Source organism: Fundidesulfovibrio magnetotacticus, assembly GCF_013019105.1.
Lineage (GTDB): Bacteria > Desulfobacterota > Desulfovibrionia > Desulfovibrionales > Desulfovibrionaceae > Fundidesulfovibrio > Fundidesulfovibrio magnetotacticus.
The window spans coordinates 179,807-203,866 of sequence record NZ_BLTE01000001.1 but is presented as its reverse complement, the minus strand read 5'-3'; the positions used below and the strand labels follow the sequence as shown (position 1 = coordinate 203,866).

21 protein-coding genes are annotated in these 24,060 nt (G+C 66.9%); 10 read left to right on the top strand and 11 right to left on the bottom strand.

Annotated features, from left to right (window positions below; all coding sequences use genetic code 11):
* Positions 1 to 98 precede the first annotated feature (98 nt).
* Positions 99 to 2,267 carry a polysaccharide deacetylase family protein gene (locus NNJEOMEG_RS00970; protein WP_173080420.1) on the top strand — a complete coding sequence of 723 codons (2,169 nt, stop codon included), beginning with the start codon at positions 99 to 101 and terminating at the stop codon, positions 2,265 to 2,267.
* Between the two features lie 37 nt (positions 2,268 to 2,304).
* Here NNJEOMEG_RS00970 and NNJEOMEG_RS00965 read toward each other — a convergent pair whose 3' ends face one another.
* Together NNJEOMEG_RS00965 and murJ are read right to left on the bottom strand one after the other, a co-directional pair.
* Positions 2,305 to 3,099, bottom strand: a complete 795-nt coding sequence (locus NNJEOMEG_RS00965) for a tRNA1(Val) (adenine(37)-N6)-methyltransferase (protein WP_235956782.1) — start codon at positions 3,097 to 3,099, stop codon at positions 2,305 to 2,307.
* Positions 3,096 to 4,640, bottom strand: coding sequence for a murein biosynthesis integral membrane protein MurJ (gene murJ, locus NNJEOMEG_RS00960; protein ID WP_173080418.1), 1,545 nt, complete (start codon positions 4,638 to 4,640; stop codon positions 3,096 to 3,098). Before murJ ends, NNJEOMEG_RS00965 begins: the two co-directional genes overlap by 4 nt.
* 342 nt (positions 4,641 to 4,982) lie before the next feature.
* Between murJ and NNJEOMEG_RS00955 the strand changes: the two genes are divergently transcribed.
* From NNJEOMEG_RS00955 to NNJEOMEG_RS00930, 6 genes are all read left to right on the top strand, one after another.
* Positions 4,983 to 5,759, top strand: a complete 777-nt coding sequence (locus NNJEOMEG_RS00955) for an ABC transporter ATP-binding protein (RefSeq protein ID WP_217270459.1) — start codon at positions 4,983 to 4,985, stop codon at positions 5,757 to 5,759.
* An 18-nt stretch (positions 5,760 to 5,777) separates the two neighbouring features.
* Positions 5,778 to 6,548 (top strand): ABC transporter permease, encoded by a 771-nt coding sequence (locus NNJEOMEG_RS00950; protein ID WP_173080416.1) that lies wholly within the window; start codon positions 5,778 to 5,780, stop codon positions 6,546 to 6,548.
* A 36-nt stretch (positions 6,549 to 6,584) separates the two neighbouring features.
* A complete protein-coding gene (locus tag NNJEOMEG_RS00945; protein ID WP_173080414.1) occupies positions 6,585 to 7,127 on the top strand; it encodes an ABC transporter substrate-binding protein in 543 nt (180 codons plus the stop codon).
* Between the two features lie 15 nt (positions 7,128 to 7,142).
* Entirely contained in the window at positions 7,143 to 7,523 is a 381-nt protein-coding gene (locus tag NNJEOMEG_RS00940) for an ABC transporter substrate-binding protein (RefSeq protein WP_173080412.1), read from the top strand.
* 87 nt (positions 7,524 to 7,610) lie between these two features.
* A complete protein-coding gene (locus NNJEOMEG_RS00935) occupies positions 7,611 to 8,414 on the top strand; it encodes an acyl-CoA dehydratase activase (protein WP_217270458.1) in 804 nt (267 codons plus the stop codon).
* A complete protein-coding gene (locus tag NNJEOMEG_RS00930; RefSeq protein WP_173080408.1) occupies positions 8,411 to 9,550 on the top strand; it encodes a double-cubane-cluster-containing anaerobic reductase in 1,140 nt (379 codons plus the stop codon). Before NNJEOMEG_RS00935 ends, NNJEOMEG_RS00930 begins: the two co-directional genes overlap by 4 nt.
* Before the next feature lie 165 nt (positions 9,551 to 9,715).
* Here the strand turns inward: NNJEOMEG_RS00930 and NNJEOMEG_RS00925 are convergent, their stop codons facing one another.
* Complete coding sequence (locus NNJEOMEG_RS00925; protein WP_173080406.1) at positions 9,716 to 11,185, bottom strand: mechanosensitive ion channel family protein; 1,470 nt, start codon at positions 11,183 to 11,185, stop codon at positions 9,716 to 9,718.
* Positions 11,186 to 11,265: 80 nt separating this feature from the next.
* Here NNJEOMEG_RS00925 and NNJEOMEG_RS00920 point away from each other — a divergent pair, with 80 nt between their 5' ends.
* Both NNJEOMEG_RS00920 and NNJEOMEG_RS00915 read left to right on the top strand, forming a co-directional pair.
* Positions 11,266 to 12,090, top strand: a complete 825-nt coding sequence (locus tag NNJEOMEG_RS00920; protein ID WP_173080404.1) for a TatD family hydrolase — start codon at positions 11,266 to 11,268, stop codon at positions 12,088 to 12,090.
* Positions 12,091 to 12,224: 134 nt separating this feature from the next.
* Complete coding sequence (locus tag NNJEOMEG_RS00915; protein ID WP_173080402.1) at positions 12,225 to 12,560, top strand: hypothetical protein; 336 nt, start codon at positions 12,225 to 12,227, stop codon at positions 12,558 to 12,560.
* A gap of 154 nt (positions 12,561 to 12,714) precedes the next feature.
* Here the strand turns inward: NNJEOMEG_RS00915 and NNJEOMEG_RS00910 are convergent, their stop codons facing one another.
* From NNJEOMEG_RS00910 to sqr, 8 genes are all read right to left on the bottom strand, one after another.
* Positions 12,715 to 14,193 carry a sigma-54-dependent transcriptional regulator gene (locus tag NNJEOMEG_RS00910; protein WP_173080400.1) on the bottom strand — a complete coding sequence of 493 codons (1,479 nt, stop codon included), beginning with the start codon at positions 14,191 to 14,193 and terminating at the stop codon, positions 12,715 to 12,717.
* 3 nt (positions 14,194 to 14,196) lie between these two features.
* Complete coding sequence (locus NNJEOMEG_RS00905) at positions 14,197 to 15,738, bottom strand: PAS domain-containing sensor histidine kinase (RefSeq protein WP_173080398.1); 1,542 nt, start codon at positions 15,736 to 15,738, stop codon at positions 14,197 to 14,199.
* A 205-nt stretch (positions 15,739 to 15,943) separates the two neighbouring features.
* Positions 15,944 to 16,243, bottom strand: a complete 300-nt coding sequence (locus NNJEOMEG_RS00900; RefSeq protein ID WP_173080396.1) for a hypothetical protein — start codon at positions 16,241 to 16,243, stop codon at positions 15,944 to 15,946.
* Positions 16,244 to 16,506: 263 nt separating this feature from the next.
* Positions 16,507 to 18,804 carry a PAS domain S-box protein gene (locus NNJEOMEG_RS00895; protein ID WP_235956781.1) on the bottom strand — a complete coding sequence of 766 codons (2,298 nt, stop codon included), beginning with the start codon at positions 18,802 to 18,804 and terminating at the stop codon, positions 16,507 to 16,509.
* A 6-nt stretch (positions 18,805 to 18,810) separates the two neighbouring features.
* Positions 18,811 to 20,727 (bottom strand): hybrid sensor histidine kinase/response regulator, encoded by a 1,917-nt coding sequence (locus tag NNJEOMEG_RS00890; RefSeq protein WP_173080394.1) that lies wholly within the window; start codon positions 20,725 to 20,727, stop codon positions 18,811 to 18,813.
* Between the two features lie 216 nt (positions 20,728 to 20,943).
* The gene (locus NNJEOMEG_RS00885) at positions 20,944 to 21,300 is read right to left on the bottom strand and encodes a response regulator (protein WP_173080392.1); all 357 of its coding nucleotides are present in this window, start codon (positions 21,298 to 21,300) and stop codon (positions 20,944 to 20,946) included.
* 37 nt (positions 21,301 to 21,337) lie between these two features.
* Complete coding sequence (locus NNJEOMEG_RS00880) at positions 21,338 to 21,985, bottom strand: helical membrane plugin domain-containing protein (RefSeq protein ID WP_173080390.1); 648 nt, start codon at positions 21,983 to 21,985, stop codon at positions 21,338 to 21,340.
* An 11-nt stretch (positions 21,986 to 21,996) separates the two neighbouring features.
* Positions 21,997 to 23,232: a type III sulfide quinone reductase, selenoprotein subtype gene (gene sqr, locus NNJEOMEG_RS00875; RefSeq protein WP_173080388.1), complete on the bottom strand. Its 1,236-nt coding sequence runs from the start codon at positions 23,230 to 23,232 to the stop codon at positions 21,997 to 21,999.
* 502 nt (positions 23,233 to 23,734) lie between these two features.
* Between sqr and NNJEOMEG_RS00870 the strand changes: the two genes are divergently transcribed.
* Positions 23,735 to 24,028, top strand: coding sequence for a hypothetical protein (locus NNJEOMEG_RS00870; protein ID WP_173080387.1), 294 nt, complete (start codon positions 23,735 to 23,737; stop codon positions 24,026 to 24,028).
* Positions 24,029 to 24,060: the final 32 nt, after the last annotated feature.

Below are 24,060 nucleotides of genomic sequence, written 5' to 3'. Positions count from 1 at the left end.
GAAGCGAGGGATGCGCCTCCCGGCATGTTCATCTTTGAACTTGCCAAGCGTTCTCCTTGTTCACTAGAATGCTCTAACTGGATTTGCAGGGGGAGCTCATGGGCCATCGTATGTCGCCCGGGACGGCAGGGTTTCTCCGGAGCGGGCGCGGCTGGCGTCCTCTTGCGGTCCTCGCGGCGCTGACCTTCCTGCTGGCCCTCTTTCCGGCCGACGCCCCCCCGGCCGCGCCTTCCGGGCCCGACGCGCCCGGACCGGTGGAACGCCGGGTGCTCATCCTCTGCAACACCGCCACCCAGAACCCGCTCACCAACACCCTGGCCTATCACGGCTTCCAGACCGTCCTGAACTACCTGGGGCTGGTGGCCGTCTCCTTCGACCTGGCCGAGCGCCCCCTGCCCGGTCCCGAAGAGATGAGGGACGTGCGCGCCGTCATCGTCTCGCTCAACACCAGCGAGGTCTACCGGGCAGGCGAATACCACGAGTGGCTGCACCGGCAGCTGGACGCGGGCAGGAAGCTCGTGGTGCTCGACTCGCTCGGGCCTGGCGAGGCCCTGGAGACGCCCGAAGGCACGGCCCGCTTCCTGGAACTCTACGAGCGCCTGGGCGTGCGGTACAAGGCCGGACCCGTCAAGGACCGCTCCCGATTGCGCTTCACCACCCTGGACCCGGCCATGACCGGCTACGAGCGCAAGCATCCGTCCCATCCGTCCCATTACGAGCACATCACCCCGCTGCGCCCCGACGTGAGGGTCCACGTGGGCGTGAGCACCGACAGGCCCGAGGACGGCGAGAGCCCCATGGTCTTCACCTCGGACACCGGCGGGGTCATCTTCGGCAACGAGTTCGCCTACTGGCTGGACCCCCTCTCCACGCGCTCCAAGTGGTACATCGACCCCTTCGTCTTCATGGCCAGGGCTCTGGATCTGCCCGTGTACCCCGTGCCGGACCCCACCACCCTCAACGGGCGTCGCGTGGCCTTCTCCCATGTGGACGCCGACGGCTTCTCGGGCGTGAGCCTCATCGACCGCACCAGGACATGCGCGGCCGTGCTCTCCGACGAGGTGCTTTCCAAGGTCGACTTCCCGGTATCCTTCTCGGTGATCGAAGCCGAGATATCGCCGGACTTTTTCGGCAACGCCAAGCTCATGGACACGGCCCGGGACATCCTGGCCCTGCCCAACGTCGAGCCCGCCTCGCACACCTTCTCGCACCCCTTTTTCTGGAACCCCGGCAACAAGGACCAGGTCCGCTACACCGACCGCTTCGCCTTCGACATCCCCGGCTACGCCCTGGACCCCTGGCGCGAGATCGCGGGCTCCGTCGATTTCGTCAACAACAACCTCGTCCCGGAGGGCAAGCGCTGCCGCCTCCTCTTCTGGAGCGGCGCCTGCGACCCCCTGCCCGAACACCAGGCCATCGCGCGCGACAACGGCCTGCTGGCCATCAACGGCGGCGACACGCTCTGGGACGCCGCGCACGATTCGCTCTTCGGCGTCAAGCCCCTGCACCGCCACCTGGGCGGCGGACTCCATCAGATCCACATCGGCCAGGCCAACGACAACATCCTCACCAACCTCTGGAGAGGACCTTTCAACGGCTACCGCAACATCATCGAGACCTTCAAACGCACGGGCAGCCCCAGGCGACTCAAGCCCATCGACATCTACTACCACGTCTTTTCCACCGAGAAGCTGGGGGGACTCAACGCCCTCAAGGAGGTCTACGCCTGGGTGGCCGCGCAGCCGGTGGCCCCGCTGTTCACCAGCGCCTACGTGCAGTCCGTGCAGGACTGGATGGACGTGCATCTCGAGCGCCTCGGCCCCGACCTGTTCTCCGTGGCGGACTACGGCCTGAGTCTGACCCTGCGCCTGCCCGCCGACGGCCCCGCGCCAGACATGTCGCGTTGTGAGAACGTGCTGGGCTACGACAGGCAGCCCGAAGGGCTCTACGTGCACCTGGCCCCGGGGCAAAAGCGCGCCGTGCTGGCGCTGGCCGCCAAGGACGATGCGCCTGCGGGCGCGCCCTTCCTGCGCGCGGCCAGCGGCTACGTGCGCGACTGGACCGTCACGGAGCGCGTCCTGACGTTCACCACGCAATTCTTCACCCGCAACGGCAAGGTGACGCTGGGCGGACTCAGGCCGGGCGTCGTGTACTGGGCGTCGGGTCCGGCCCTGGGCGGGCGAAGCGTGGGCCGCGCGGCCTCGGAGGAAGGCACGGTCAGCCTGGAGGGGCTCGCCTCGGGCGCGCTGACCCTGCGCTTCCCCTGAGTGGTCCCTTCCCTGGGCGGTCCTCCACGGACGAGGCTCAGGCGTCTTCGCGCCGCGCCGCTTCGCCCCGCGTGGCCAGGGCGGGGCAGAAGGCAAGGGCCGCCGAGCAAAGACGAGTGGCCTCGCCGCGTCCCTCGTGGAGCTCCAGCGGGGGTTCCACCACCATTCCCGATCCCGCGTTCTTCACTGCTTCCAGCAGAGCCAGCCGGGCCGGTTCGTCCAGGCGCGAATGCACCAGCCGCAAGCGCTTGGGCGCAAGCCGCGCGTCCCGGCAGGCCTCCATGAGGTCCGCCAGCCTGTCGGCCGGATAGACCGCGCAGAACGCCCCCCGGTTGGCCAAGAGCCAGGAGGCCGCCCGGGCGAAGTCCCCGGCGTTTCCACGGGTGGCGAACCGCGCATCCTGACGGCCGGGCGAGAGGCAGTCCTGTCCCGTGCCGGGCTCGCGGTAGGGTGGATTGGCCAGGGCCAGGGTGAAGGTCTCCGGTGGGTGGATGCGGCGGATGTCCCGCAGGTCGCGCTCTTCGGCCCGGAAGACGTGTTCCAGACCCAGGAGCCGGGCGTTCTCCCCGGCGGCGCGGACCATGGCCGGGTCCACATCCAGGCCCAGGGCCTCGCGCGGCGTGTGGACGCCCTCGCGCAAGAGCAGCGCCAGGGCGGCCACGCCGCAGCCCGTGCCCAGGTCCGCCACGCGGGCGTCGCGCTTGGGCCGGGCGAAGGCGGCCAGGAGCAGGGGGTCCAGGGAAAAGCGGTAGCCTCCATCGGGCTGGACGAGCCCCGTGGGGAAGCCCTGGCGCGCGGCCAGGACCGCTCCGGATGGGGGGAAGGGCGTCACGATCCTGAGCGGGCGCGCCGCGTGAGCCTGCGCAGGACGAAATCCCCCAGCATGCGGGCCTCTTCCACGCGGAAGACGAACGCCAGGAGCATGTAGCCGGTGGCCCAGACCGCGATGAGCCCCAGGGCGGCCCACGGCCCCACTGGGGTGAGCCAGGCGGCCAGGCCCACGGCGAGGCTCAGCAGGGCGCTCACGGCGGTGGTGCGGCCAGGGGCGAACCACGGCCCGGCCTTGGCCGTGAGGGCGCGACCCAGAAGCCATACGTTGAGCCACGAGGAGAGCGACGTGGCCAGGGCCAGCCCCACGTGTCCCATAGGGAGCATGAGCGAAGCGCCCAGAGCCACGTTGGCCAGCATGGACCAGAACCCCGCGCGCACCGGGGTTTTGGTGTCGTGCAGGGCGTAGAAGGCCGAGACCAGGGGGCGCACGCAGGCAAAGGCGGGCAGTCCCGCGGCGTAGGCCACCAGGGCGCGGGCCGTGGCGTCGGCGGCCTCGGGGGTGAAGGCCCCCCGGCCGAAGAGCACGTCCACCATGGGCCAGGCCAGAGCCGCCAGCCCCGCCGTGGCGGGCAGGCAGATGAAGAGCGTGAGGCGCAGCGAGGCCATGAGCGTTCGCTTGAATTCGACGTGCTCGCCAGCGGCGGCCAGCCGCGCCAGGCTGGGCAGGGCCACGGTGCCCACGGCCACACCGAAGACGCCCAGGGGAAACTGCACGAGCCTGTCGGCGTAGTACAACGCCGAGATGGACCCCGCCGCCAGGAACGAGGCCAGCAGCGTGCCCACCAGGATGTTGAGCTGGTAGATGGCCGCCCCGAACACCGTGGGCAGCATGAGCCTGCCCATGCGCACCACGCCCGGGTCCAGGAGCCGCCAGGGGCCGATCCAGGTGAAACCGAAGCGCCTGAGGGCGGGCTGCTGCATGAGCATCTGGCCCATGCCGCCCGCCAGCACGGACCAGGCCAGGGCCTGGGGCACGTCCAGGCCGAAGAGCCAGGCCACGCCGCAGCCCAGGATGATCACGGTGTTCAATTCGCTGGTGGCCAGGGCCGGGGCCAGGAAGTGGCCCATGGCGTTGAGCGCGCCCATGCACAGGGCCACGATGGAGATCTGGATGATGTAGGGGAAGACGATGCGCACGAGCCCGGTGGTCAGTTCCATCAGGGCCGGGTCGTCGGCGAAGCCCGGGGCCACCAGGTAGGTGATGGGCCGGGCGAAGGCCATGGCCAGGGCCGTGACCACGCCCAGCACGGCCAGGAGCCAGACCAGTGCCGAGCGGGTCATGGCGAAGGCGGCCTCGTCGCCCTGTTTCTCGCGCAGGTCCGAGAAAACGGGCACGAAGGCCATGGTCATGGAGCCTTCGGCGAAGAGGCGGCGCAAGGTGTTGGGCAGGCGGTAGGCCACGTAGAAGGCGTCAGCCGCGGGTCCCGCGCCCAGCACGTAGGCCACCACCACGTCCCGGAAGAAGCCCAGCACGCGCGAGAGGAGCGTGGCCCCGCCCACCACGGAGGCGTCCTTGGCGATCTGCTTGAGGTGAGTGCTCATGGGCTGTGGTGTGTACTTGAAAGCGGCAGCAGTGCCAATGCCAAAGGATTATTGTTGGCGCATATTGTTCGGCATATATTATTCGGCTCGCTTCGGCCGCACCCGACGCATGCCGCATCCGGCAGGCAGGTGCGCGGAAGGGACGCGGATGATGTGCCGGGCGCAAGGGTCCTGATGCGGTATGGTATTGGCGCTTCTGATGATGTGTATATCCGTTTGGAATCATAATCGATTTGTTTGGTGGATGGTTTCTGAGTATCTGGATGCCCAGTCTTCGACGGCAAGGTGTGGTTGTGGACGCAACGGACAGGTCAACCGTGTTCCTGCGGCGGTAAAGAGAGCATGATGAACAGTGCGCCGGTATTCAACGCCGTCAATGCCCGGAAAGCGTTCGTCCTCCCTTCCGGGCGGCGCGAACCGGTGCTGGACGGAGTGAGCCTCTCGGCCTTCAAGGGGGAGATCGTCACCATCCTCGGCCCCAGCGGGTGCGGCAAGTCGACCTTGCTGCTGGCCTGCGCCGGGCTGGAAACCCTGGACGAGGGGAGCGTTTCCGTGGAGGGCGTGCCTCCCGGGGCTTCGGCCACGGCCATGGTGTTCCAGGACTTCCTGCTGTTTCCCTGGCGGACGGTGTTGGACAACGTGGCCTTCGGGCTGGAGGTCCACGGCATGGGGCGGGCGCGCGGCAGGGAGCGGGCCATGGAGCTGCTGCGGCTGGTCGGCCTGGAGGATTCCGCCAAGCGACACCCCTTCGAGCTCTCCGGCGGCATGCGCCAGCGCGTGGGCATCGCGCGGGCGTTGGCCGTGGAGCCCGCGCTCCTGCTCATGGACGAGCCCTTCGGCGCGCTGGACGCCATGACCCGCGAGACCATGCAGATCGAACTCCTGCGCCTGCGCGACGCCACGGGGCTGACCGTGCTTTTCGTCACCCATTCGGTCCCCGAGGCCGTGCTGGTGGGCGACCGGGCGCTGGTGATGAGCCCCCGCCCCGCCCGGGTGCTCGCGGAGCTTGTCATCGATCTGCCCAGGCCGCGCACCCCGGACATGCTCACAAGCGACCGGTTCAAGGCCCTGGAGCGCCAGCTGCGCGCGGCGCTGCGCCAGGGCGACGCCCAATCCTGAAAAACACGGGACACGCCCATGAATCCTACTCTCCGACGTCTCGCCATGCCGCTGATCTTGTTGGTGTTCTGGCAGATTGTCGCCTCCCAGAAGCTCGTGGACCCCTTCTTCTTTCCGCCGCCCCTGAAAATCTTCCAGGCGCTCGTCAAGCTGTTCACCCACGAGAACCTGCTGGGCCAGATCGGCATCAGCCTGGGAAGGGCCACGCTGGGGTTCGCCCTGGCCACCGTGGCCGGGCTGACCCTGGGGCTGGCCATCGCGGCCTCCCGCGTGCTGGAGGACCTGCTGGACCCCCTGATCGAGTACATCCGGCCCATCTCGACGTTCGCGCTGGTGCCGGTGCTCATCGTCTGGTTCGGCATCGGGGAGACCTCCAAGGTGCTGCTGATCTTCAAGTCCTGCTTTTTCCCCATCGCGCTCAACACCATCGCGGGCATCAAGGGGGTGGACGGCAAGCTCATCCTGGCCGCGCGCTCCTTCGGGGCCAGGGGATGGTTCCTCTGGCGGCAGGTGCTCATCCCGGCCGCCATGCCCACCATCTGCACCGGGCTTCGTATTTCCATCGGCATGGCCATGCTCTCCATCGTCGGCGTGGAGATGCTCTCGTCCGATTCCGGCCTGGGGTACCTGGTCATCGATTCGCAGCGGATTTTCGCCACGGACAAGATGTTCGCGGGCATCGTGATCATATCGGTCATCGGCTACAGCCTGGACCGGGCGGCCAAGTCCGTGGAGGCCGTCGCCCTGTCCTGGCACAAACGCGCCTCGCTGGAGGGCGGGCGCTCCTAAACCTGGAGGTGATGTCGCATGCGGAGGGTTTCGGGAATGGCGGTGCTGCTGGTTCTGCTGCTGGCCGGTGTGGTCCAGGCGGCGGAATTGCCGGTGATGCGCCTCTCTTACGGCAAGTTCATCGATGACCTGCCCTTCTATGTGGGGGTGGAGAAAGGGTTCTTCGAGGCGGAAGGCGTCCGGGTGGAGCTGGTGGAACTCAAGGGCGAGACCAACATCATGGCCGCGGCCATGCGCGGGGACATCGACGGCGGCAACATCGACGTGCCCGCCTCGTTCCACGCCGTGAAGCAGGGGCTTCCCATCCGGGTGGTCTCCTGGTTCGGCCAGGCCCACAAGGGCACCAAGTGCGGCCTGCACGTGCCCGTCGATTCGCCGGTGAAGAACCTGGGGGATCTCAAGGGCAGGCGCGTGGCCTCGGCCGGGTCCATCACCACGAAGCTCATGCTGGGCGAGGGGCTGCGCCAGTTCGGCCTGACCTCGGCCGACATCGAGCAGGTCGCGGGCATGAAGCTCGACGAGCCCATGAAGTTCGAGGCGGCCCTCAAGGCGGGGGCGGTGGATTTCGTCATCACTTGAGACCCTGTCACTGCCATGCTGGAGATGCATGGCGTCAGCCGCCTCGTGGCGTCGTTCAACGACGTGATTCCCGGTTTCGTGTTCTCCGGCGTCTTCTTCCCCGAGAAAACGCTTTCGGAGAAGCCCGAGCAGGTGCGGGCCTTCCTGCGCGGGCTGGTTCGGTCCTTCGAGTTCATGCGCGCCGAGGAGGCCCAGGCGCGCGAGTTCATTCCCAAGTACGTGAAGGTGGAGCGCGAGGTGGCCTTCGCCTCGGCCCTGCGCGACTTCTCCGGGAACGGCCGCGTCCCGGACAGCCAGTTGGAGAAACAGTTGGGTCTCATGCGGGACTTCAAGCTCATCGACGAGATGGTCCCGGTGGGCAACGTGGTGGACTATTCCTTCCTGCCGGCACGCTGAGCGGCCGGGAGGCACAATGCGGGGCCGGCTGCGGCCCCGCATCCATGAATCGAGCGGCGACGCTCCAGCCCGAAACGGAACATGGCCATGAGTTCAAGAGTCTACGGGATCGACATCGGTTCGCGCTCCATCGGGCTCGTCGTGTTGGGCGAAGAAGGCGTCGAGCATTCGCTGAGCGTCCCCACTACGTACGATGTGCTGAAGCAGTGCCGCGCCGTCCTTGAAGGCGTGAGCGGCTGCCTCGCGGTGGCCACCGGGTACGGCCGCAAGCTTTTCCTGAAGGAGTTCGGCGTTCCGGGGCGCTTCGGTCGGGTGCTGGACATCACGGAGATCCAGGCGCACGCCCTGGGCGCGCGGGCGCTGTATCCCACCGCGCGCACGGTGCTTGACATCGGCGGCCAGGACACCAAGGTCATCGCCATGACCCCCGGCGGAAAGGTGGTCCGGTTCGAGATGAACGACCGCTGCGCCGCCGGGACGGGCAAGTTCCTGGAGTTCATGGCCACGGCGTTGCAGACGCCGCTCGACCGGTTCGGCGGGTTCGCCCTGGGGGCGGACAAGCGGATCGCCATCAGCTCCATGTGCACGGTGTTCGCCGAAACCGAGGCCACCACGCTCATGGCCCTGGGCGAGCGCGCCGAAAACATCGCCATGGGTTTGCACCTGGCCATCGCCGGAAGGGTCCAGTCCATGATCGGGCGCATCGGATGCGAGCCGCCTCTGGTCTTTTCGGGCGGCGTGGCCCGCAATCCGTGCATCGTGCGGCTGTTGGAGGAGGGCCTGGGCATGGCCCCCCTGATCCCCCGGGACCCCGACCTCGTGGGGGCGCTCGGCGCGGCCCTGCACGGGAAGGCCCTTTTGAGCAAGCAATCAAGCCTGGAGGCAGTGTGAGAGCAGCAAGCCTGGAGCGCTTCGACGGATTGGCGGACCGTTTTCTGGCGGACATCGAACCGCTGAAAGAGGCCGGCGCGCTGGTGGTCGGCATCTACTGCACGTATGCGCCCAGGGAGCTGGTCAGCGCCGCGGGGGCGCTGCCCGTGGGGCTCTGCGGCAAGAAGCAGGCCCCGATCCCGGCGGCGGAAAAGACGCTCCCGGCCAACCTCTGCCCCCTGATCAAGTCCAGCTACGGCTACGCGATCACCGGGACCTGCCCCTACTTCGCTGCCGCGGACCTTCTGGTGGGTGAAACCACCTGCGACGGAAAGAAGAAGATGTATGAATTCCTGGGCGCGGTGAAACCCATGCACATCATGCATCTTCCTTTTGCGACGGGCGCGGCCCAGGAGGCGTACTGGACGCAGGAGATGCGCCGGTTCAAGGAGTTTCTGGAGTCCGCGACCGGCAACCGCATCACGGAGGACGGCCTGCGGGAGGAGATAAGGGTCCAGAACGAGGTGCGCCGCCTGCTGGCGCGCGTGCTCAAGCTCTCCTCGGGGGCATGCTCCCCCCTGAGCGGGCTGGACATGATGGCCGTCAGCGAGGCCAAGAGCTACGTCGCGGACCCGCGCGCCTACGCCGCCATGCTGCGCGACCTGGCGGCGGAGCTGGAGGCCATGGCCCGTGCCGGGCAGTCCGGCGTGGCGACGGGGGCCAGGCGGATCCTCCTGACCGGCTGCCCGGTGGGGCGTGGGTCGGAGAAGGTGGTGCGGCTGCTCGAAGAAAGCGGGGCCGTGGTGGTGGCCGCCGAGAATTGTTCGGGCGTGAAGAGCTTCGACCTTCTGGCGGACGAGTCGGGCGACCCCCTGGTGGCGCTGGCGCGGCGCACCCTGTGCATCCCCTGCTCCGTCATGACGCCCAATGCGGGCAGGCTCTCCCTGCTCGACCGGTTGACGGAAGAATACAGGCCGGAAGGCGTGGTCGATCTCACCTGGCAGTGCTGCCACACCTACAACGTGGAATCGCCCATGGTGCAGGGGCACATGCTGGGCAAACACGGCCTGCGGACGCTGCACATCGAAACGGACTATTCCGAGGCCGATACCGAGCAGCTTCGGACCAGGATCGAAGCCTTCCTGGAACTGCTGTAAGCGGCAGGGGCGCAAGCCGCCCGGGCTGTTCGATTCACGTTCCCAGCGACGGGTGTCCGCGCCCCGGGCCTTTGGTCCGCCCGGACCCGGGCGGGAACGGCGCGATGGCATCCCTTTCCGGGAGGGGGCAGCCGGGCGGGCCTTTCTCCCGCGCCTGATCGCGGGCTACCAGAAGATGCGCCGGAAGCGGTCGAAGAGCCCCTGGGCCGAGGCCTCTCCGTCGGGCCTGGGGGCCTGGCGCATCTGGGCCTCGCGCTCCTGGAAGACGCGGGTGACGTTGGCCACCAACTGGGGGTTCTTGTCCATCACTCCCCGGAAAGCCTCGCGGTCCAGTTCCAGGCAGCGCACGGGGGTCACGGCGGTCACGTCGGCCTGGCGGGGCTCGCCGGTGAGCAGGGCCATTTCGCCGAACAGGTCGCCCTGTCCCAGGCGGGTCAGTTCGCGTCCGTCGCGCGCCACGGCCACCTCGCCCTCGGCGATGAGGAACATGGTGGTCCCGCCCTGTCCCTGCTCCACGATGGAGGCCCCGGGCGGATAGGTGCGCACGGCGGCGCACTGCACGATGAGCTCCAGTTCGTCCTCGCGCATGCCCTCCAGGAGCCCCACGCCGCTCAGGAGTTCCGTGAGGTCGCCGTGCTTCTGGGGGGCCTTGCGCGGCCCGGTCACGAGCCGACGGCGGGCCATGGGGAACTCGATGCCCTGCTTGTGGAATTCGTACCACACGGCCGAGAGCACCTCGCTGCGCGCGGCGTAGACATCCTCGTAGTCGTCCACGTAGAAAACCAGGCGGTAGAGGGCGTGGTCCAGGGTGATCTCGGCCAGGCGCACGCGCGGGGCGCGGTTTTTCGAGACCAGCGGGGCCTTGCGCAGCACCTCCTCCAGGGAGCTTTTCACGCGCACGGGCGGGGCGGCCAGGGGCGCGGGCACGGGCACGACCAGGCTCACCTCCGGGAAGGGCTCGGTGAAGTTGACCACACGCTCCTTGGCCACGGCGTTGTTGGGCAGGAGCACCTGGTTTCCGGCGAAGGTGGTCAGCTTGGTGTAGCGCCAGGTGACTTCGGTCACCTGGCCCTCCAACTCGCCCACCTTGATCCAGTCGCCGATCTTGAAGGGCTTCTCCGTCTGGATGAGCAGCCCCGAGAAGAGGCTGCCGATGGTGTCCTGCATGGAGAAGCCCACCACGGCCGTGAGGATGGCCGAGGAGGTGAGCAGGGAGCTTACGTCCACGCCAAGGACGCTGCGCAGGCCGTAGGCCACCAGGAAGAGCGTCATGGCGAAGGAGAGCAGGTTCAGGAGGATGCGGTTGGGCGGCCGCTTCTGGATGCGCGCGAGCCACACCCCGGCGTAGAGGTCGTGCAGGATCGCCCGGAAGGCCAGCCAGATCACCACCCCGTGGAGCACCATCATGAAGGTGGCCCAGGTGTCGCGCAGCACCTGCACCTCCAGCACGCGCAGGGCCGCCAGGACCAACAGCCACTTGAACAGGCTGAGCGCCCCGGCGGCCCCCTTGCCCGCGAAGCGCAGTTGGAGGATGTGGAGCAGGAGGGCGGCTCCGCAAAGAACGCCGACGAGGGTCAGGGAGGAGGGACTGGCCTGTTCGATGGCATGCAGGAGGTCGAGCACGGGGGTGGTCATGGGGCGCAGTGTAGCGGCCCCGGCGCGCAAGGCAACGGTTTTTTCTTGCCCCCGCTCCGCCGGTGCGCTACCCGCCCGGCGTGGCAAAGCAGAAAGAGAAACCCGCGCCCGAATCCCTGGGCCTGCCGTGCGTCGGCGTGGAGACCCACGCCCACCTGGACTACAAACGCCTGGACCCCGAGGCCCTGCCGGGCCTGCTGGAGCGCGCCCGGAGCGCGGGCGTCGCCCGCCTGGGTAACGTGTTTCTGGGCGTTGAGGCCTACTGCGCCAACGCCCCGATCCTGAGCGCCTATCCTGAGGTGTTTTTCCTGCTGGGTGTGCACCCCAACGATGCGGGCGAGGCCGACATCCGCCACGTGGCCGACATGGGGGACCTCTTTGCCGGAGAGCCCCGCCTGCGAGCCGTGGGCGAGATCGGCCTGGACTTCTACTGGAAGGACACCCCGCCGGATGTCCAGGAGCGCTTCTTCCGCGAACAACTGGCCATGGCCCGGGAGCTGGGCCGCCCCGTGGCCGTGCACAGCCGCGACGCCTCGGCCGAGACCCTGCGCGTGCTCGACGATTCCGGCATCGCGGGCGAGCAGGTGCTCTGGCACTGCTTCGGCGGCGGGCCCGACCTGGCCGTGGAGCTGATCCAACGGGGCTACACCGTCTCCATCCCCGGCCCCGTGACCTACTCCAAGAACGAGGACCTGCGCCGGGCCGTGTCCATCCTGGAGTTGGACCGGCTGGTCATCGAGTCCGACGCGCCGTTCCTGACGCCCGAACCCTATCGGGGACGGCCCAACGAACCGGCCTACAACGTCTTCACGGCCCAGACCGTGGCCCGCATCAAAGGGCTGGAGACCGCCGACCTCTGGCGGCGGACCGGGGACAACGCCCGGCGCTTCTTCGGGCTTGACTGAGCCGGGCGCGCCGCGTTCAGCGCCCGAGCCCGCCGGGAGCACGAGGGGGGGCGGCTGCTTTCTCCGCCCGCTGCCTTGCCCCCGGGCGGCCCCTGTGTCATGGATGAGGTCAGGCGTCCTCCTGGAGGGTACTCATGCTCCGCTTGACCTCGCTCGCATTGATGGCCGTCCTGCATCTCTCCTGGTGCGTCGGCTGTCTGGCCCAGTCTGCCGGAGGGGACGCCCTGGCCTCAGAACTTCTCTCCGGCGCCCTGCAACAAGACGGCGCGACGTGGACCGACCCGGCGAGACTGGGGAACTTCTTCTCCTTCGACCCCACGTTCCGGTGGAACATTCAAAAAGCGCCCTCCAGCGGCGGCCCGGGAAACAACGGGATCGTCGTCGGCCCGGGAAATCCCGAATTCTCGGGTCCGGTCGTGAGTGGCCCGAACCACTTCGCTTTCGACCCCACATCCGGCGGCAACCGCTGAACCGGGCCGACGCGTTCGAGCGGCCCGGCATCCCCACGGCCGCACCGTGCGCGGCCAAGGCGCCGCAGGGCACGGCAGGTCCCGCCTCCACGGCCCGCTGACGGATTGCGTTCGGGCAAAGCCGGGCGTACCCGCCTCTCCTCGGGGCGCGTCGCTAGGACAGCTGGCTCTTGCGCTTCTGGAGGAGCAGGCGGCGGTTGAGGGCCTGGCGCGTGATGCCGAGCATCCGGGCGGCGCGGCTCTGGCTGCCGCCCGCGCGTTCCAGGGCGTCGCGGATCAGGCGCTCCTCGGCCTGCTTGAGGGTGGGCACGGGCTCGTCGCCGCCAACGGCGAACGGCTCGGCGTTTGCCGTCGTGACGCTCGGCGTTCCGGCGGGCTCCTGTCCGATGACTCCTGGGAAAATCCCCTGTCCGGCCAGGGGCCTGGCCTGCCTCACCCAGGCCCTGAAGGGCTCCAGCGAGACCAGTTCGCCCTCGCACAGGGCCACGGCGTTGAAGACCATGGCCTCCAGTTCGCGCACGTTGCCCGGGAAGGGGTGGGCGCGCAGGAGCTCCGTAAGCCCGTCCGGCGCGGCGGGAGCGGGCTTGCCCAGGCGCTGGGCGGCTTTGGCGAGGAAATGGGCGCACAGGGGCTCCAGGTCGTCCAGGCGTTCGCGCAGGGGCGGCACGCTCACCCTGTGGGTGCGCAGGCGGAAGAACAGGTCGCCCCGGAAGCGGCCTTCGTCGATGAGCCGCTCCAGCGGCTGGTTGGTGGCCACCACCACCCTGGCCTCCATGGCCTTGAGCGTGTCCGAGCCCAGCTGGTAGTATTCGCGCTCCTGGAGCAGTCGCAGGAGCTTGAGTTGCGAGGCCTTCTCCAGGTCGCCGATCTCGTCCAGGAAGAGCGTGCCTCCCGCCGCCTCCTCGATGAGGCCCCGGCGGCCCACGCTGGCCCCGGTGAAGGCCCCCTTCTTGTGGCCGAAGAGGGTGTCGGAAAACATGGCGTCGTCGAGTCCGGCCACGTTCACGCCCACGAACTTGCCCGTGCGGCCGCTGGCCGCATGGCTCACCCGGGCCACCATCTCCTTGCCCACGCCCGTCTCGCCCGTCACCAGCACCGGCTCGTCGGACCCGGCCACGGCCTCCAGGTAGGCCAGAAGTTCCTTCATGCGGGCGTTTCGCGTGACGATGCGCGCAAGGGGGCTGTCCTCGCCGCCGGGGGCTCCGGGGGCGCTCTCGGCCTGGCGCGGGGCGCGGCCCCTGGCCTCCTGCCCGGAGTCCAGGGCGTGGCGCACCGCCGAGAGCAGGTGGGCGCGGTCCACGGGCTTCACCAGATAGTTCACGGAGCCGGCGCGCATGCAGCGCACGGCCGTTTCCACCTCGTCGTAGCCCGTGACGATGATCACCGGAATGTGCGGGTAGTCCTTCTTGATGAACTCCAGCACGTCCTCGCCCTTCATCTGGGGCATGCCCAGGTCGAGCATCACCAGGGAGACCTCCTGGCGGGCCAGGATGGAGCGCACTTCGCGGGGGTCGGCGCAGCGGATGGTGTTGGTGAGCCCGGAATAGCGCAGGTTGAGGTCGTAGCTGCGCAGGGCCTGCTCCTCGTCGTCCACGAGAAGGATGGGCAGCGGCGGGACGGGCAGGGCGCTCATGGATCAGCTCTCCCCGGCGGCGGGGGGCAGGGCCACCCTGGCCGTGGCGCCCTTGCCCGGTTGCGAGGCGATCTCCAGGCGTCCGCCGTGCTCGCGGGCGATGGAGAGCGAGATGGAGAGGCCCAGGCCCGTGCCGCCCTGGTCGCGCTTGGTGGAGAAGAAGGGCTCGGTGACCATGGGCAGGTCCTCGGGGCGGATGCCCACGCCCTCGTCGCGCACTTCGATGAGCACGTCGCCTGTGTCGTCCTGGCGCAGGGTCTCGATCTCGATGCCCTGGTGCGGGCCGGTGAGGGCGTGGCAGGCGTTCTGCACGAGGTTCACCACGATCTGCTCCAGGCGCTGCCTGCGCCCGCGCACCAGGGGCAGGCCCGAGCCGTAGCGCACGGCCAGGCGGCTGGTGTGCATGCCGATGGTCTTGCTCATGAGCAGCACGGCCGACTGCACCACGTCGTTGACCGAGAGGATCTCGTAGCCGCCCTCGATGTCCTTGCGGGCGTAGTCCTTGAGCTGGCGCACGAAGTCCCGGATGCGCTCGGAGCCTTCGATGATGCCCTGGAGGAGCTGGGGCATGTCCCGGGTCAGAGCCTCCAGGGGCGGCCCGCCGGGCGTCCGGTCCTGGAGGGCCTGGCGCTCCAGGGCCGGGACCACGCCGTGCCAGAGGTCCAGCACGAGGGGGGCGTTGAGCATGATGAAGTTGTTGGGGTTGCTGATCTCGTGGGCCACCTCGGAGACCAGGGTGCCCAGGGAGACCAGGCGGTCGGCGTGCATGAACTGCGACTCCGTGACCTTCTGCCCCGTCACGTCCAGGCCGGTGGCCTGGTAATCCTTGATGTGGCCGGTCTTGTAGAAGAAACCCTGGATGATCCAGCGCAGGAAGCGGGGCGGTCCGTCCTGGGGAGGCTGGGCCGACTGGTACTCCAGTTCGGCGATGGGGTTGTCGCTGGTGATGGAGACCACGGCGCGGCTGAAGCGTTCGCGGGCGTCGGGCTCGATGAGCTCCAGGAAGTCCGCGCCCACGGCCTCCTGCCGGTCCAGGCCGAAGTGTCGCGCGGCGGCCTGGTTGGCGTAGGTGAGGCTCCAGTCGGGCAGGAAGCAGCAGATGAGGTCCGGCCGGGTCTCCACGATGGACTGGTAGAGGTTTTTCCGGTTGAGCAGCCCCTCGATGGCCACCTTGTAGCGGGTCACGTTGTCCACCAGCAGGCGGTGGCAGGCCCTCCCTTCGACCACCAGGGGGTCCACCCGCACGCGCGTCCAGGCCAGGCTGCCGTCGGCCATGGCGATGGGTTTGTCCATGTCGTGCCAGAAGCCCGGGCGGCCCAGGAGCTGGCCCAGGTCCTCGCAGACGCCCAGGCAGAACACCGAGAGCACGTCCTGGAAATTCATGAGCGCCAGATCCGAGGGACGGCATTCCGTGAGGGTGAAGAACTCGCTGTTGGCGTAGAGCACGCCCTGGTCCGCCCCGGCCACGAGCACGGCCATGGGCAGCGAGCCGTAGAGCGGGTCCAGGCCTTGATGGAGCGGGAAGGTCTGCAGGGGGTGCGTCATCGGATGATGTGGCGCGGACCGGGGTGTTTCGGTTCCGGCTTTTTCTGCCGACTAAAACAATCGGGATCAAGAGGCAAGGCGCGAGAGCCACGCAGACGCGCGCCCGTGATGCGGCGCGGCGTCCGGTACGGCCGGACGCGCGCCGTGGCGTCGCGTGGGCGGACAGCTGGTGCTCGTAGTATGCAATGGGGAATATTGACGAGGGTCATTCACAGCGGCGGCAGTGTTCGCCGGGGAGGCAGGCGTGGTCGCGCTCCAGGGCTTGTTCCACCCGGCGTTCGAGGGCGGCGAAGTAGGCGTCGTCGCAGGGCGCGCCGGAGTGGGCCAGGAGTTCGTCGCCCAGGCGTGCGCTCAGGAACCAGTAAACGCGCCAGACATCGCGCGACATGGCCAGGAAGACCTCCGGGGTGCGCACGGCGGGCTGTTCGATACCCCCGAGCATCTCCAGGAGTTGGGCCAGGGGGGCCAGTTTGTTCAGGCACGTAACATCCCGATGAGTGATCATCAAAGCCTCCTGCAAATCGGCAATCGCGTGCAACCTATAGCTTGTACCGAATGGAAGCAAGCGAAAAGATATGTATAAGCATATACTTGACAGTTTTCTGATTCAGTCAAAACAGCAGTGACACTGTACACCGGATGTGGCAGGCCGCCGGGCGACGGGCGCGCGGGGCAAGCCCGGCCCGTTTTGCATGCGGGGAAAGCACGCGCGCGATGGCGCAGGCGCGAACGAACCGGCCGTGGAACGGCAGGCGGGGCCGGGTCCGGCTATTCGCCGCCGCCGGCCCTGTCGCCGGCCACGGGAAGGCGGATGAAGAAGCTCGCGCCGCCGTCCTCGTTGTTCACCACGTTGATGGCGCCGCCGTATTCCTTCACGATGCCGTAGCTGATGGAGAGCCCCAGGCCCGTGCCTTTGCCCACCTGTTTGGTGGTGAAGAAGGGCTCGAAGATGCGCGTGTAGAGCGTCTCGGGCACGCCGGTGCCCGTGTCGGAGATGCGCACGGTCACGTAGTCCTGGTTGTGCATGGTTTTGAGGGTGATGCGGCGCGGGCTTTCGCGCCCCTCCCTGGCGGCGCGGTCCTCGATGGCGTCTCGGGCGTTGATGAGGAAGTTGATGAACACCTGCTCCATGCGGTTGGGCTCGCAGCGCACGGCGGGGAGCTTTTCGTCGAGTTCCCAGGCCACGTCGATGGTGCGCAGCGCCAGTTGCTGGCTGAAGAAGTCGAAGGAGCGCCTGAGCACTGTGTTCAGGTCCACCTCGTCCAGGTGCGCTTCGGACTTGCGGCCGAACTCACGCATGTGGCCGATGATCTTGGTGGCCCGGTCCACCTGGGCCACCACCAGTTCGGTGACGCGCCTGAGCAGGGCCTCGTCGGGCAGGCTGCCCCGGTTCAGGCTGCGCTTGATGAGGTCCACGCTGGTCTGGATGACGGCCAGGGGCTGGTTGATCTCGTGGGCCACGCCCGTGGCCATTTCGCCCAGGGTTGCCATCTTGCTGGCCTGGATGAGCTGCTGTTCGGTCTCCAGGCGCTTGGAGATGTCTGAAACGGCCACCAGGTAGACCTTGCGCTTGTTGAACTCCGAATGCGTGGTGCGCACGGAGACGAAGAATTCGCGTCCGGTCTTGGTGATGTGCTTGGCCTGGTCGATGTCCAGCCCCTTTTTCATGGCCTTGATGAGGGCCTGCTTCTCCACGGCGGCGAAGAGGTCCAGAAAGCTCATGCTGGTCAGTTCGGACTTTTCCCAGCCGTAGATGTGCACGGCGCTTCGGTTGCAGTCGCGGATGGAGAAGTCGGCCTGGTCCAGCACGAAGACGGCGCTGGGGATGTTGTTGAAGATGTCCACGTACTTCTTTTCCGAACGTTTCACCTCGCTTTCGAGTTCCTTGCGTTCGGTGATGTCCAGGCACATCTCCATGGCGGCCACGAGGTTGCCTTCGGAGTCGTAGATGGGTGCGGTGTTGACGATCCAGTGGGCCTTGGAGCCGTCCCGGTAGCAGCCGGACTCTTCGGTGGTGTGGAAGAGCCCCGTGATGAAGGTTTTTTCCACGGGGCAATCCGGGCACTTGGAGTCGCGGTTCTTGTAGGCCTTGTAGCAGAACTCGCCGATGCGTGCCTGGAAGCGGTCCTCGAAAGCCTTGTTGAAGCGCAGGAGACGGAAGTCGCGGTCCTGCACGGTGATGATGCAGGGCACGCCTTCGAAGAGGTCCTGGTAGAGGTTCTTCTGGAGCGAGATCTGGTTGTTCTTGGAGATGAGTTCCTCGCCCATGCCGAAGATGGCCTGCGCCAGCTGGCCGATTTCGTCGGGGGAGTGCTCGCGCCGCCGGATGCTCTTGCCGGTGGAGAGCTGGCGCGCGTCGCGGATGATGCTGTTGATGGGCCGCTTGATGAGCACGAAAAAGAGCAGCGAGAGCGTGATGAAGGTGACCACGAACTGGATGAAGGCCAGGTAGAATGTGTGCTGGCGGCTTTCGCCCATGAGCGTGTCGGCCTCGGCAAGGGAGAAGCCCAGGTCCAGCACGCCCAGGATTTTCTCCTCGGGCCGGTGGTCGTGGCAGGCGGCGTTGTTGGAGCAGCCGGGTTCGTTCTGTATGGGGCTCACGAGGCGCAGCACGCGCTCGCCGTTCTCCACGGAATCCTTGTAGATGGCGTCCCCCTGGGAGGGCGCGAGCAGGGGGGGGCGGTAGGCGTGGCAGGTCTGGCAGAGCATGTCGCGCTGGGGGATCACGGTGTGGGCCTGGCCGGGATTGCTCGTGAACATCACCTCGCCGCGCTTGTTGATGATGCGTACGCCCCGGATCTCCTGGAGCTTGGAGAGGTTGTTCACGATGGCCTGGATGTCGTCCCGGGAGTTGAGCATCATGGCGTAGTGCAGGCCGAGCTTGATGGTGTTGGAGACGCGCTCGGCCCCGGTGGTCAGGCTTTCGATGGTGGAGTTGCGCTGGTACTTCAGGTGGTAGAACGACCACAGGAAGATGCTGGCGAACAGGATGAACGCCACGGGGATGCTGATCTTGTAGATCAGCCTGCCGCGGAAGGTGTCCAGCAGGCTCGCCATGCGCGGCATTGCGGGCTACCCGTCCTGGCGGCGCGGAATGGTCACCACGATGGAGGTGCCGCGCCCGAATTCGGAGTCCACGGCGATGGTCCCGCCGTGGCGCTCCACCACCTGGTTGGAGATGAAGAGCCCCAGGCCGGTGCCGCGCGAGCCCTTGGAGGAGAAGAACAGGCTGAACATCTTCTCGCGGGTTTCCTGGTCCATGCCCATGCCGTCGTCGCGGATCTCGAAGCGGATCTTCCCTTCCTGGGCGCTCACGGCCAGTACCACCTCGTGGTGGGGTTTGGCGTCGTCCTCGGTGCAGGCGTCCACGGCGTTTTCCAGGAAGTTCACCAGGGCGGCGGACATGGCGGTCTCGTCCAGGTCCGCCTCTCCCAGCCCGGGAGCGGCCTCCAGGAGAAAGCCCACGCCCTTCTGGGAGGCCTTGGGTTCGATGATGGCGGCCAGGTCTCCGGCGAAGGCGGCCAGGTCCACGGTCTGGAACTCGCTCTCGCGGGACTTGGCGTAGTAGAGGATGTCCAGCACCATCTTGCGGATGCGCCCGATCTTGTCCTTGACGATGGCCCAGCCCTGGCGCAGGCGCTCTGGGTCGTCCCTGCGCAGCCCGGCGTCCACCTTGTAGACGCCTCCGTCCAGGGAGGTGAGCAGGCCCTTCACGCCGTGGGACATGGACCCGAGCATCAGGCCCAGGGAGGTGAGGTGGTCCTGGAGCTGGCGGATCTGGGTGATGTCGGTGGAGATCTCCATCACCTGCTCGATCTCGCCGGTTTCGCCGTGCACGGGCGCCGTCTGGATGAGCACGATGCGCTGCTGGCCGTCGCGTGTGGTCACGGCGGTTTCCCACTGGTGGGACTGGCCGTCCTCGAAGGTGAGGGTGATGGGGCACTCCTGGCAGGGGTCCTCGCGGTGCTTGAAGAGCTCGAAGCATTTGCCGCCGCGCGTCTCGCCGAAGTCCTGGCGGAAGCGGCGGTTTGCTTCCACGATGTTGTGCTCGCGGTCCACCACCTCGATGGTGCAGGGCACGGCGTCGAAGAGGCGCATGAACTTCTCGCGGGCGTGGCGAAGCTCCTCCTGGAGGCGCTCCACCTCGGTGACGTCCACGCTCATTTCGATCACCAGCTCCACCATGCCGTCCTTGTTCAGGATGGGGGCGGTGTGCACGATCACGGGAACGTCGTTGCCCTGGGCGTCCAACAGGGTTTCGCGGCTGCGCTGGCCCTTGCCTTCCTCGATGGTCTTGGCCACGGGGCAGGCGTTGCCGCTGCCGTGGCGCCCCGAATAGACCTCCCAGGAGTTCTTGCCCACCATCATGCCCAGACGTTCGCCGTAGAGCTGGTTGACGGCCACCACCTCCAGGTAGCGGTTGTGGATGGAGATGAAGCAGGGCAGCTCGTTGAAGTAGCCCATGCCCTCGTCGCAGGTCTCGGCAAGGCAGCGCATGGCCGAGGAGAGGCCCTCCACCACCTGGCCCACGGCCAGCTGGCGTTCCAGCTCCACGAGCTTGGCGGACTTCTCCTTGACGATGCGCTCCAGGTTCTGGGTGTGCTCGCGCAGCTGGCGGCGCATGGAGATCTTTTCGGCGGCGCGCTTGAGGGCGCTGATGAGCAGCTCGTCCCGGATGGGCTTGGTGATGAAGTCCAGGGCCTCCCGCTGGAGGCTCTGGACCACGAGGTCCATGTCTCCGTGGCCGGAGATCATGATCACCTCGATGTCCGGGTTGTGGGCCTTGATGCGCCCGAGGAGTTCGATGCCGTCCATGCCGGGCATCTTGATGTCGGTGAGCACGATGGCGGGCCGGAACACGTCCAGCGCCTCCAGGGCCTCGGGGCCGTTGGCGGCGGTGTGCACCTCGTAGCCCAGGTCGGCGATGGAGAGCCCGAGGATTTCGCGGATGGCGTCCTCGTCGTCCACGAGCATGACTTTTTCGGACATGGTCGCTCCTTCTTGCGGCATGCATTCGGAGAATGCGCGCCCCCCGGGAGGAACCATACCCCGAGGGGAGGCCGTCGGCAACCGTGCGTTGGGATAGCGGAGCGCGGCGGGAGGGATTGCCCGGCCGGGCGCGCAAACGAAGACGCGGGCCTGGGGTGGGGTCAGGCCCGCGTCTCGCGGATCGTTGTCCCGGGCTGCGGCCCGTCGGTTAGAGGGTTAGTCGCCGATCATTTCCTTGACCAGCTTGAGGGTCTTCTCCGTGTCCACCGGCTTGGTGAGCACGGGAACGTTCTTGGTGAGAACCGGGGGGCGGGGGCCCACGCCGGAGATCACGATCACCGGGATTTCGGCCAGCATGGGCTCCTGGCGCAGCTTCACGTAGAAGAGCGTGCCGCCGCGCGCGGGCATGTCCATGTCCAGGGTGATGAGGTCGGGCTTGTGCACCTGGGCCATTTCCAGGCCCTCGACGCCGTTCTTGGCGCCCACGGTGTCATAGCCGGCTTCCTCGAAGACGTCCTTGAGATAGGAGATGATCTCGGGGTCGTCGTCAATGATGAGTATCTTCTTGGCCATAGCTACCTCGCGTTTTCGCGGCCGCGCCGCTTGGTTGTTACTTCAGCTTGCCCAGGGCCTTGACCATCTCCATGGCCACGCCGATGCCGTTCTTGACCTCGGAGTCGGACAGGGCGCCCACGACGCCGAACATGCCCACCGGCTTGGCGTTGGCCAGGTCGATGTTGGCGGGCATGTCGGTGATCTTCTCGAGCAGCGCCAGCATCTCGGGGTTGGACATCTTCTTGAGCAGGCCCAGCAGGGTGACGAAGCTGTCGCCCATGGCCTCGATGTCTTCCGGCCCGTAGTGCTGGGCCACCTTGGCGCGCACCTCGAGCATGGCCTCGTAGGTTCTGAACACGCCCCGCTGCTCCAGGGTGCCCAGGTAGCGCACGGTGTTGTGCAGGGCGCTCTTCATCATGGGCTCCATGGTGTGCCACATGTCGATGATGGTTTCGAGCGCTTCCAGTGCCCAGGTCAGGTTCTTCACGTTGACCAGGACTTTCTTGACGAGAGGCATCACGTCTTCCAGCTGGAAGCTGTCCTCCACGTCCTTGAATTCGTTGACCATCACATAGAGAGCCTGCTTCATGATCGGGTTCAGGTCCCGAATCAGGTCGTCCATGGGCTCCCTGGCCTCGCGCATCACGGCCAGCTCGGCTTCGATCTTGCCGAGTTTTTCGAGTATGAGGTCCTCTTTGCTCATGATGACCGCTCCTAGAACTTGCCGGGGCGCTTCTTGCCGGCCATGAACATCTGGGGTTCGAGGGGCAGGTCCTTACCCTTGAGCATGAGGTTGAAGTAGACCCACTTGAACATCATCTTGCCCCAGTAGTTCATGTAGGACTCTTCCAGCAGGCCGAAGGGCCCGATGCCGGGGAACGGATACTTGCCCGGCAGCGGCTCGACCTTGTAGTTGAAGTCGATGAGGGCGGCCTTTTCGTAACCGGTGACGATGAAGCAGTTGGAGTGGCCGTCGAACTCGGGGCGGGGGGCCAGGCCTTCGATGTCGCGGTGCAGGTTTTCCACCAGCACGTCGGCCTCGAAGTGGGTCACGGAGCCGGCCTTGGAGGTCGGCACGTTGGTGGCGTCGCCCAGGATGTACATGTTCTCGTAGTCGGGCGATTTCAGGGTGTGGTGGTCGGTCTTCATGTAGCCCATGGGGTCGCCGATGTCGGAGTCGATGATCACCTGGGAGCCGAAGTTGGGCGGAATGGCCACGAGCAGGTCGAACTCCACCTCGTCGCCCTTCATGGATTCCATGACGCCGCGCTCGGCGTCCACGGCGGCGATTTCGAAGTTGGGCACGATCTTGATGTTCTTTTCTTCACAGATTTTGCCCAGGATGGAGGCGGCCACGGGCTTGGTGAACGCGCCCGTGAGCGGGGTGACCAGCTCGATCTCGATGTTGTGGCGGGTGCCTTCCAAGGAGAAGAACCAGTCGGCCAGGAACAGCCACTCCAGGGGGGCCACCGGGCACTTGATGGGCATTTCGGCGATGTTCAGGCAGATCTTGCCCTTCTCGAACCGGGCCAGCTTGTGGGCCAGGTCCACCGCGCCGTTGGGGGTGTAGAAGTCGTGGATGTTCTTCTTCCAGCCGTCCATCATGCCTTCGATCTCGTCGGGCATGATGCGGCAGCCGGTGGCCACCACGATCCAGTCGTAGTCGTGCTTGCCGTTGGTGGTGGTGATCACCTTGCCGACGGGGTCGACGTTGGTGATCTCCTCGTTGACGAAGTCCACGCCCTTGGGGATGAAGCTGGACAGGGGACGGATGCAGTCCTTGATGTCATAGATGCCGAAGGGCACGAACAGCCAGCCGGGCTGGTAGTGGTTGACCGTGTTGCGGTCGATGATGGTGATCTTCCACTCTTTCTCGTCCAGCTTCTGGCGCATCTTGTTGGCGATTATGCAACCGCCGGCGCCGGCTCCAAGAATCACAAGCTTTTTCATGACCTAACGGCTCCTTCAATTGGTTTGAACCTAGGTTCGACGTATTCCCCAGGCGTCCCGGGGGAGTCCCCAATCCACGAAGCCCATAAAGCAGGGGGTGTGCCAGGAAGCGGATGGCAAACTTGTTGAGTTATTCTAAGGTATTGATGAAATCGTCAACTGCCTGAGGGTTTGGCCCGGGCAGCAACGAAAGTTGACGCGGACCCCAGGGGCGGAGCGTGGATCGGCTTGGATTCTGGCGCGACCGGACGTGCAAAGGATGTTGCAGGCGTCAACGTGTGTTGCGCGCAAGCAGGGGCGTCTCCCGGCAGGGCGCTCGGCGCCGTGCGGAGTTCGTGCGAAATTTCTCGAAACAAGGGGTGTTGAGGGCGCGCCCAGCCTGTCCGGGAGAGGGGCGTGCCCCATGGCGCGCGCCTCGCTCCTTGCGTCCCGGCGCGTTGGGCGCTATCTGTCCAAGAGGCGGGAAGCGCGCATCGCCTCAACCCCAACGGCAAGCGGACCCATGGCCGACGACGCGACAAAACGGTTCCTCATCGACAACATCGACGACGAGACCCGGCGCTGGCTGCACGACTACTGCACCTGGAAGCGCCGCAAGGTCGCCAGTCCCGGCGAGTTGTCCATCTCCTTCCTCAAGTCCTACATGGACGCGCGCCTCTACGACTACTATTTCATCCAGCGCAACTACTCGACTCTCGTGCCGCTGCTCGACGCCTACAAGCAGTCCCACGGCGAGGTTGACGGCGTGACGGCCCTCATCGGAGATCTTGCCCCCACCATCCACGGCAGGGCCTGAGCGTGGCGCGGCCCCGGCGGACGTTCCCTGGC

Excerpts from the sequence above, each read along its gene's own strand:
- NNJEOMEG_RS00945 (WP_173080414.1), top strand. The coding sequence starts at position 6,585 with ATGGCGGTGCTGCTGGTTCTGCTGCTGGCCGGTGTGGTCCAGGCGGCG.
- NNJEOMEG_RS00905 (WP_173080398.1), bottom strand. The coding sequence starts at position 15,738 with ATGACGCACCCCCTGCAGACCTTCCCGCTCCATCAAGGCCTGGACCCG.
- NNJEOMEG_RS00950 (WP_173080416.1), top strand. The coding sequence starts at position 5,778 with ATGAATCCTACTCTCCGACGTCTCGCCATGCCGCTGATCTTGTTGGTG.
- NNJEOMEG_RS00970 (WP_173080420.1), top strand. The coding sequence starts at position 99 with ATGGGCCATCGTATGTCGCCCGGGACGGCAGGGTTTCTCCGGAGCGGG.
- NNJEOMEG_RS00910 (WP_173080400.1), bottom strand. The coding sequence starts at position 14,193 with ATGAGCGCCCTGCCCGTCCCGCCGCTGCCCATCCTTCTCGTGGACGAC.
- NNJEOMEG_RS00935 (WP_217270458.1), top strand. The coding sequence starts at position 7,611 with ATGAGTTCAAGAGTCTACGGGATCGACATCGGTTCGCGCTCCATCGGG.
- NNJEOMEG_RS00885 (WP_173080392.1), bottom strand. The coding sequence starts at position 21,300 with ATGGCCAAGAAGATACTCATCATTGACGACGACCCCGAGATCATCTCC.
- NNJEOMEG_RS00915 (WP_173080402.1), top strand. The coding sequence starts at position 12,225 with ATGCTCCGCTTGACCTCGCTCGCATTGATGGCCGTCCTGCATCTCTCC.
- sqr (WP_173080388.1), bottom strand. The coding sequence starts at position 23,232 with ATGAAAAAGCTTGTGATTCTTGGAGCCGGCGCCGGCGGTTGCATAATC.
- NNJEOMEG_RS00900 (WP_173080396.1), bottom strand. The coding sequence starts at position 16,243 with ATGATCACTCATCGGGATGTTACGTGCCTGAACAAACTGGCCCCCCTG.
- murJ (WP_173080418.1), bottom strand. The coding sequence starts at position 4,640 with ATGAGCACTCACCTCAAGCAGATCGCCAAGGACGCCTCCGTGGTGGGC.
- NNJEOMEG_RS00940 (WP_173080412.1), top strand. The coding sequence starts at position 7,143 with ATGCTGGAGATGCATGGCGTCAGCCGCCTCGTGGCGTCGTTCAACGAC.
- NNJEOMEG_RS00890 (WP_173080394.1), bottom strand. The coding sequence starts at position 20,727 with ATGTCCGAAAAAGTCATGCTCGTGGACGACGAGGACGCCATCCGCGAA.
- NNJEOMEG_RS00925 (WP_173080406.1), bottom strand. The coding sequence starts at position 11,185 with ATGACCACCCCCGTGCTCGACCTCCTGCATGCCATCGAACAGGCCAGT.
- NNJEOMEG_RS00895 (WP_235956781.1), bottom strand. The coding sequence starts at position 18,804 with ATGCCGCGCATGGCGAGCCTGCTGGACACCTTCCGCGGCAGGCTGATC.
- NNJEOMEG_RS00955 (WP_217270459.1), top strand. The coding sequence starts at position 4,983 with ATGATGAACAGTGCGCCGGTATTCAACGCCGTCAATGCCCGGAAAGCG.
- NNJEOMEG_RS00870 (WP_173080387.1), top strand. The coding sequence starts at position 23,735 with ATGGCCGACGACGCGACAAAACGGTTCCTCATCGACAACATCGACGAC.
- NNJEOMEG_RS00880 (WP_173080390.1), bottom strand. The coding sequence starts at position 21,985 with ATGAGCAAAGAGGACCTCATACTCGAAAAACTCGGCAAGATCGAAGCC.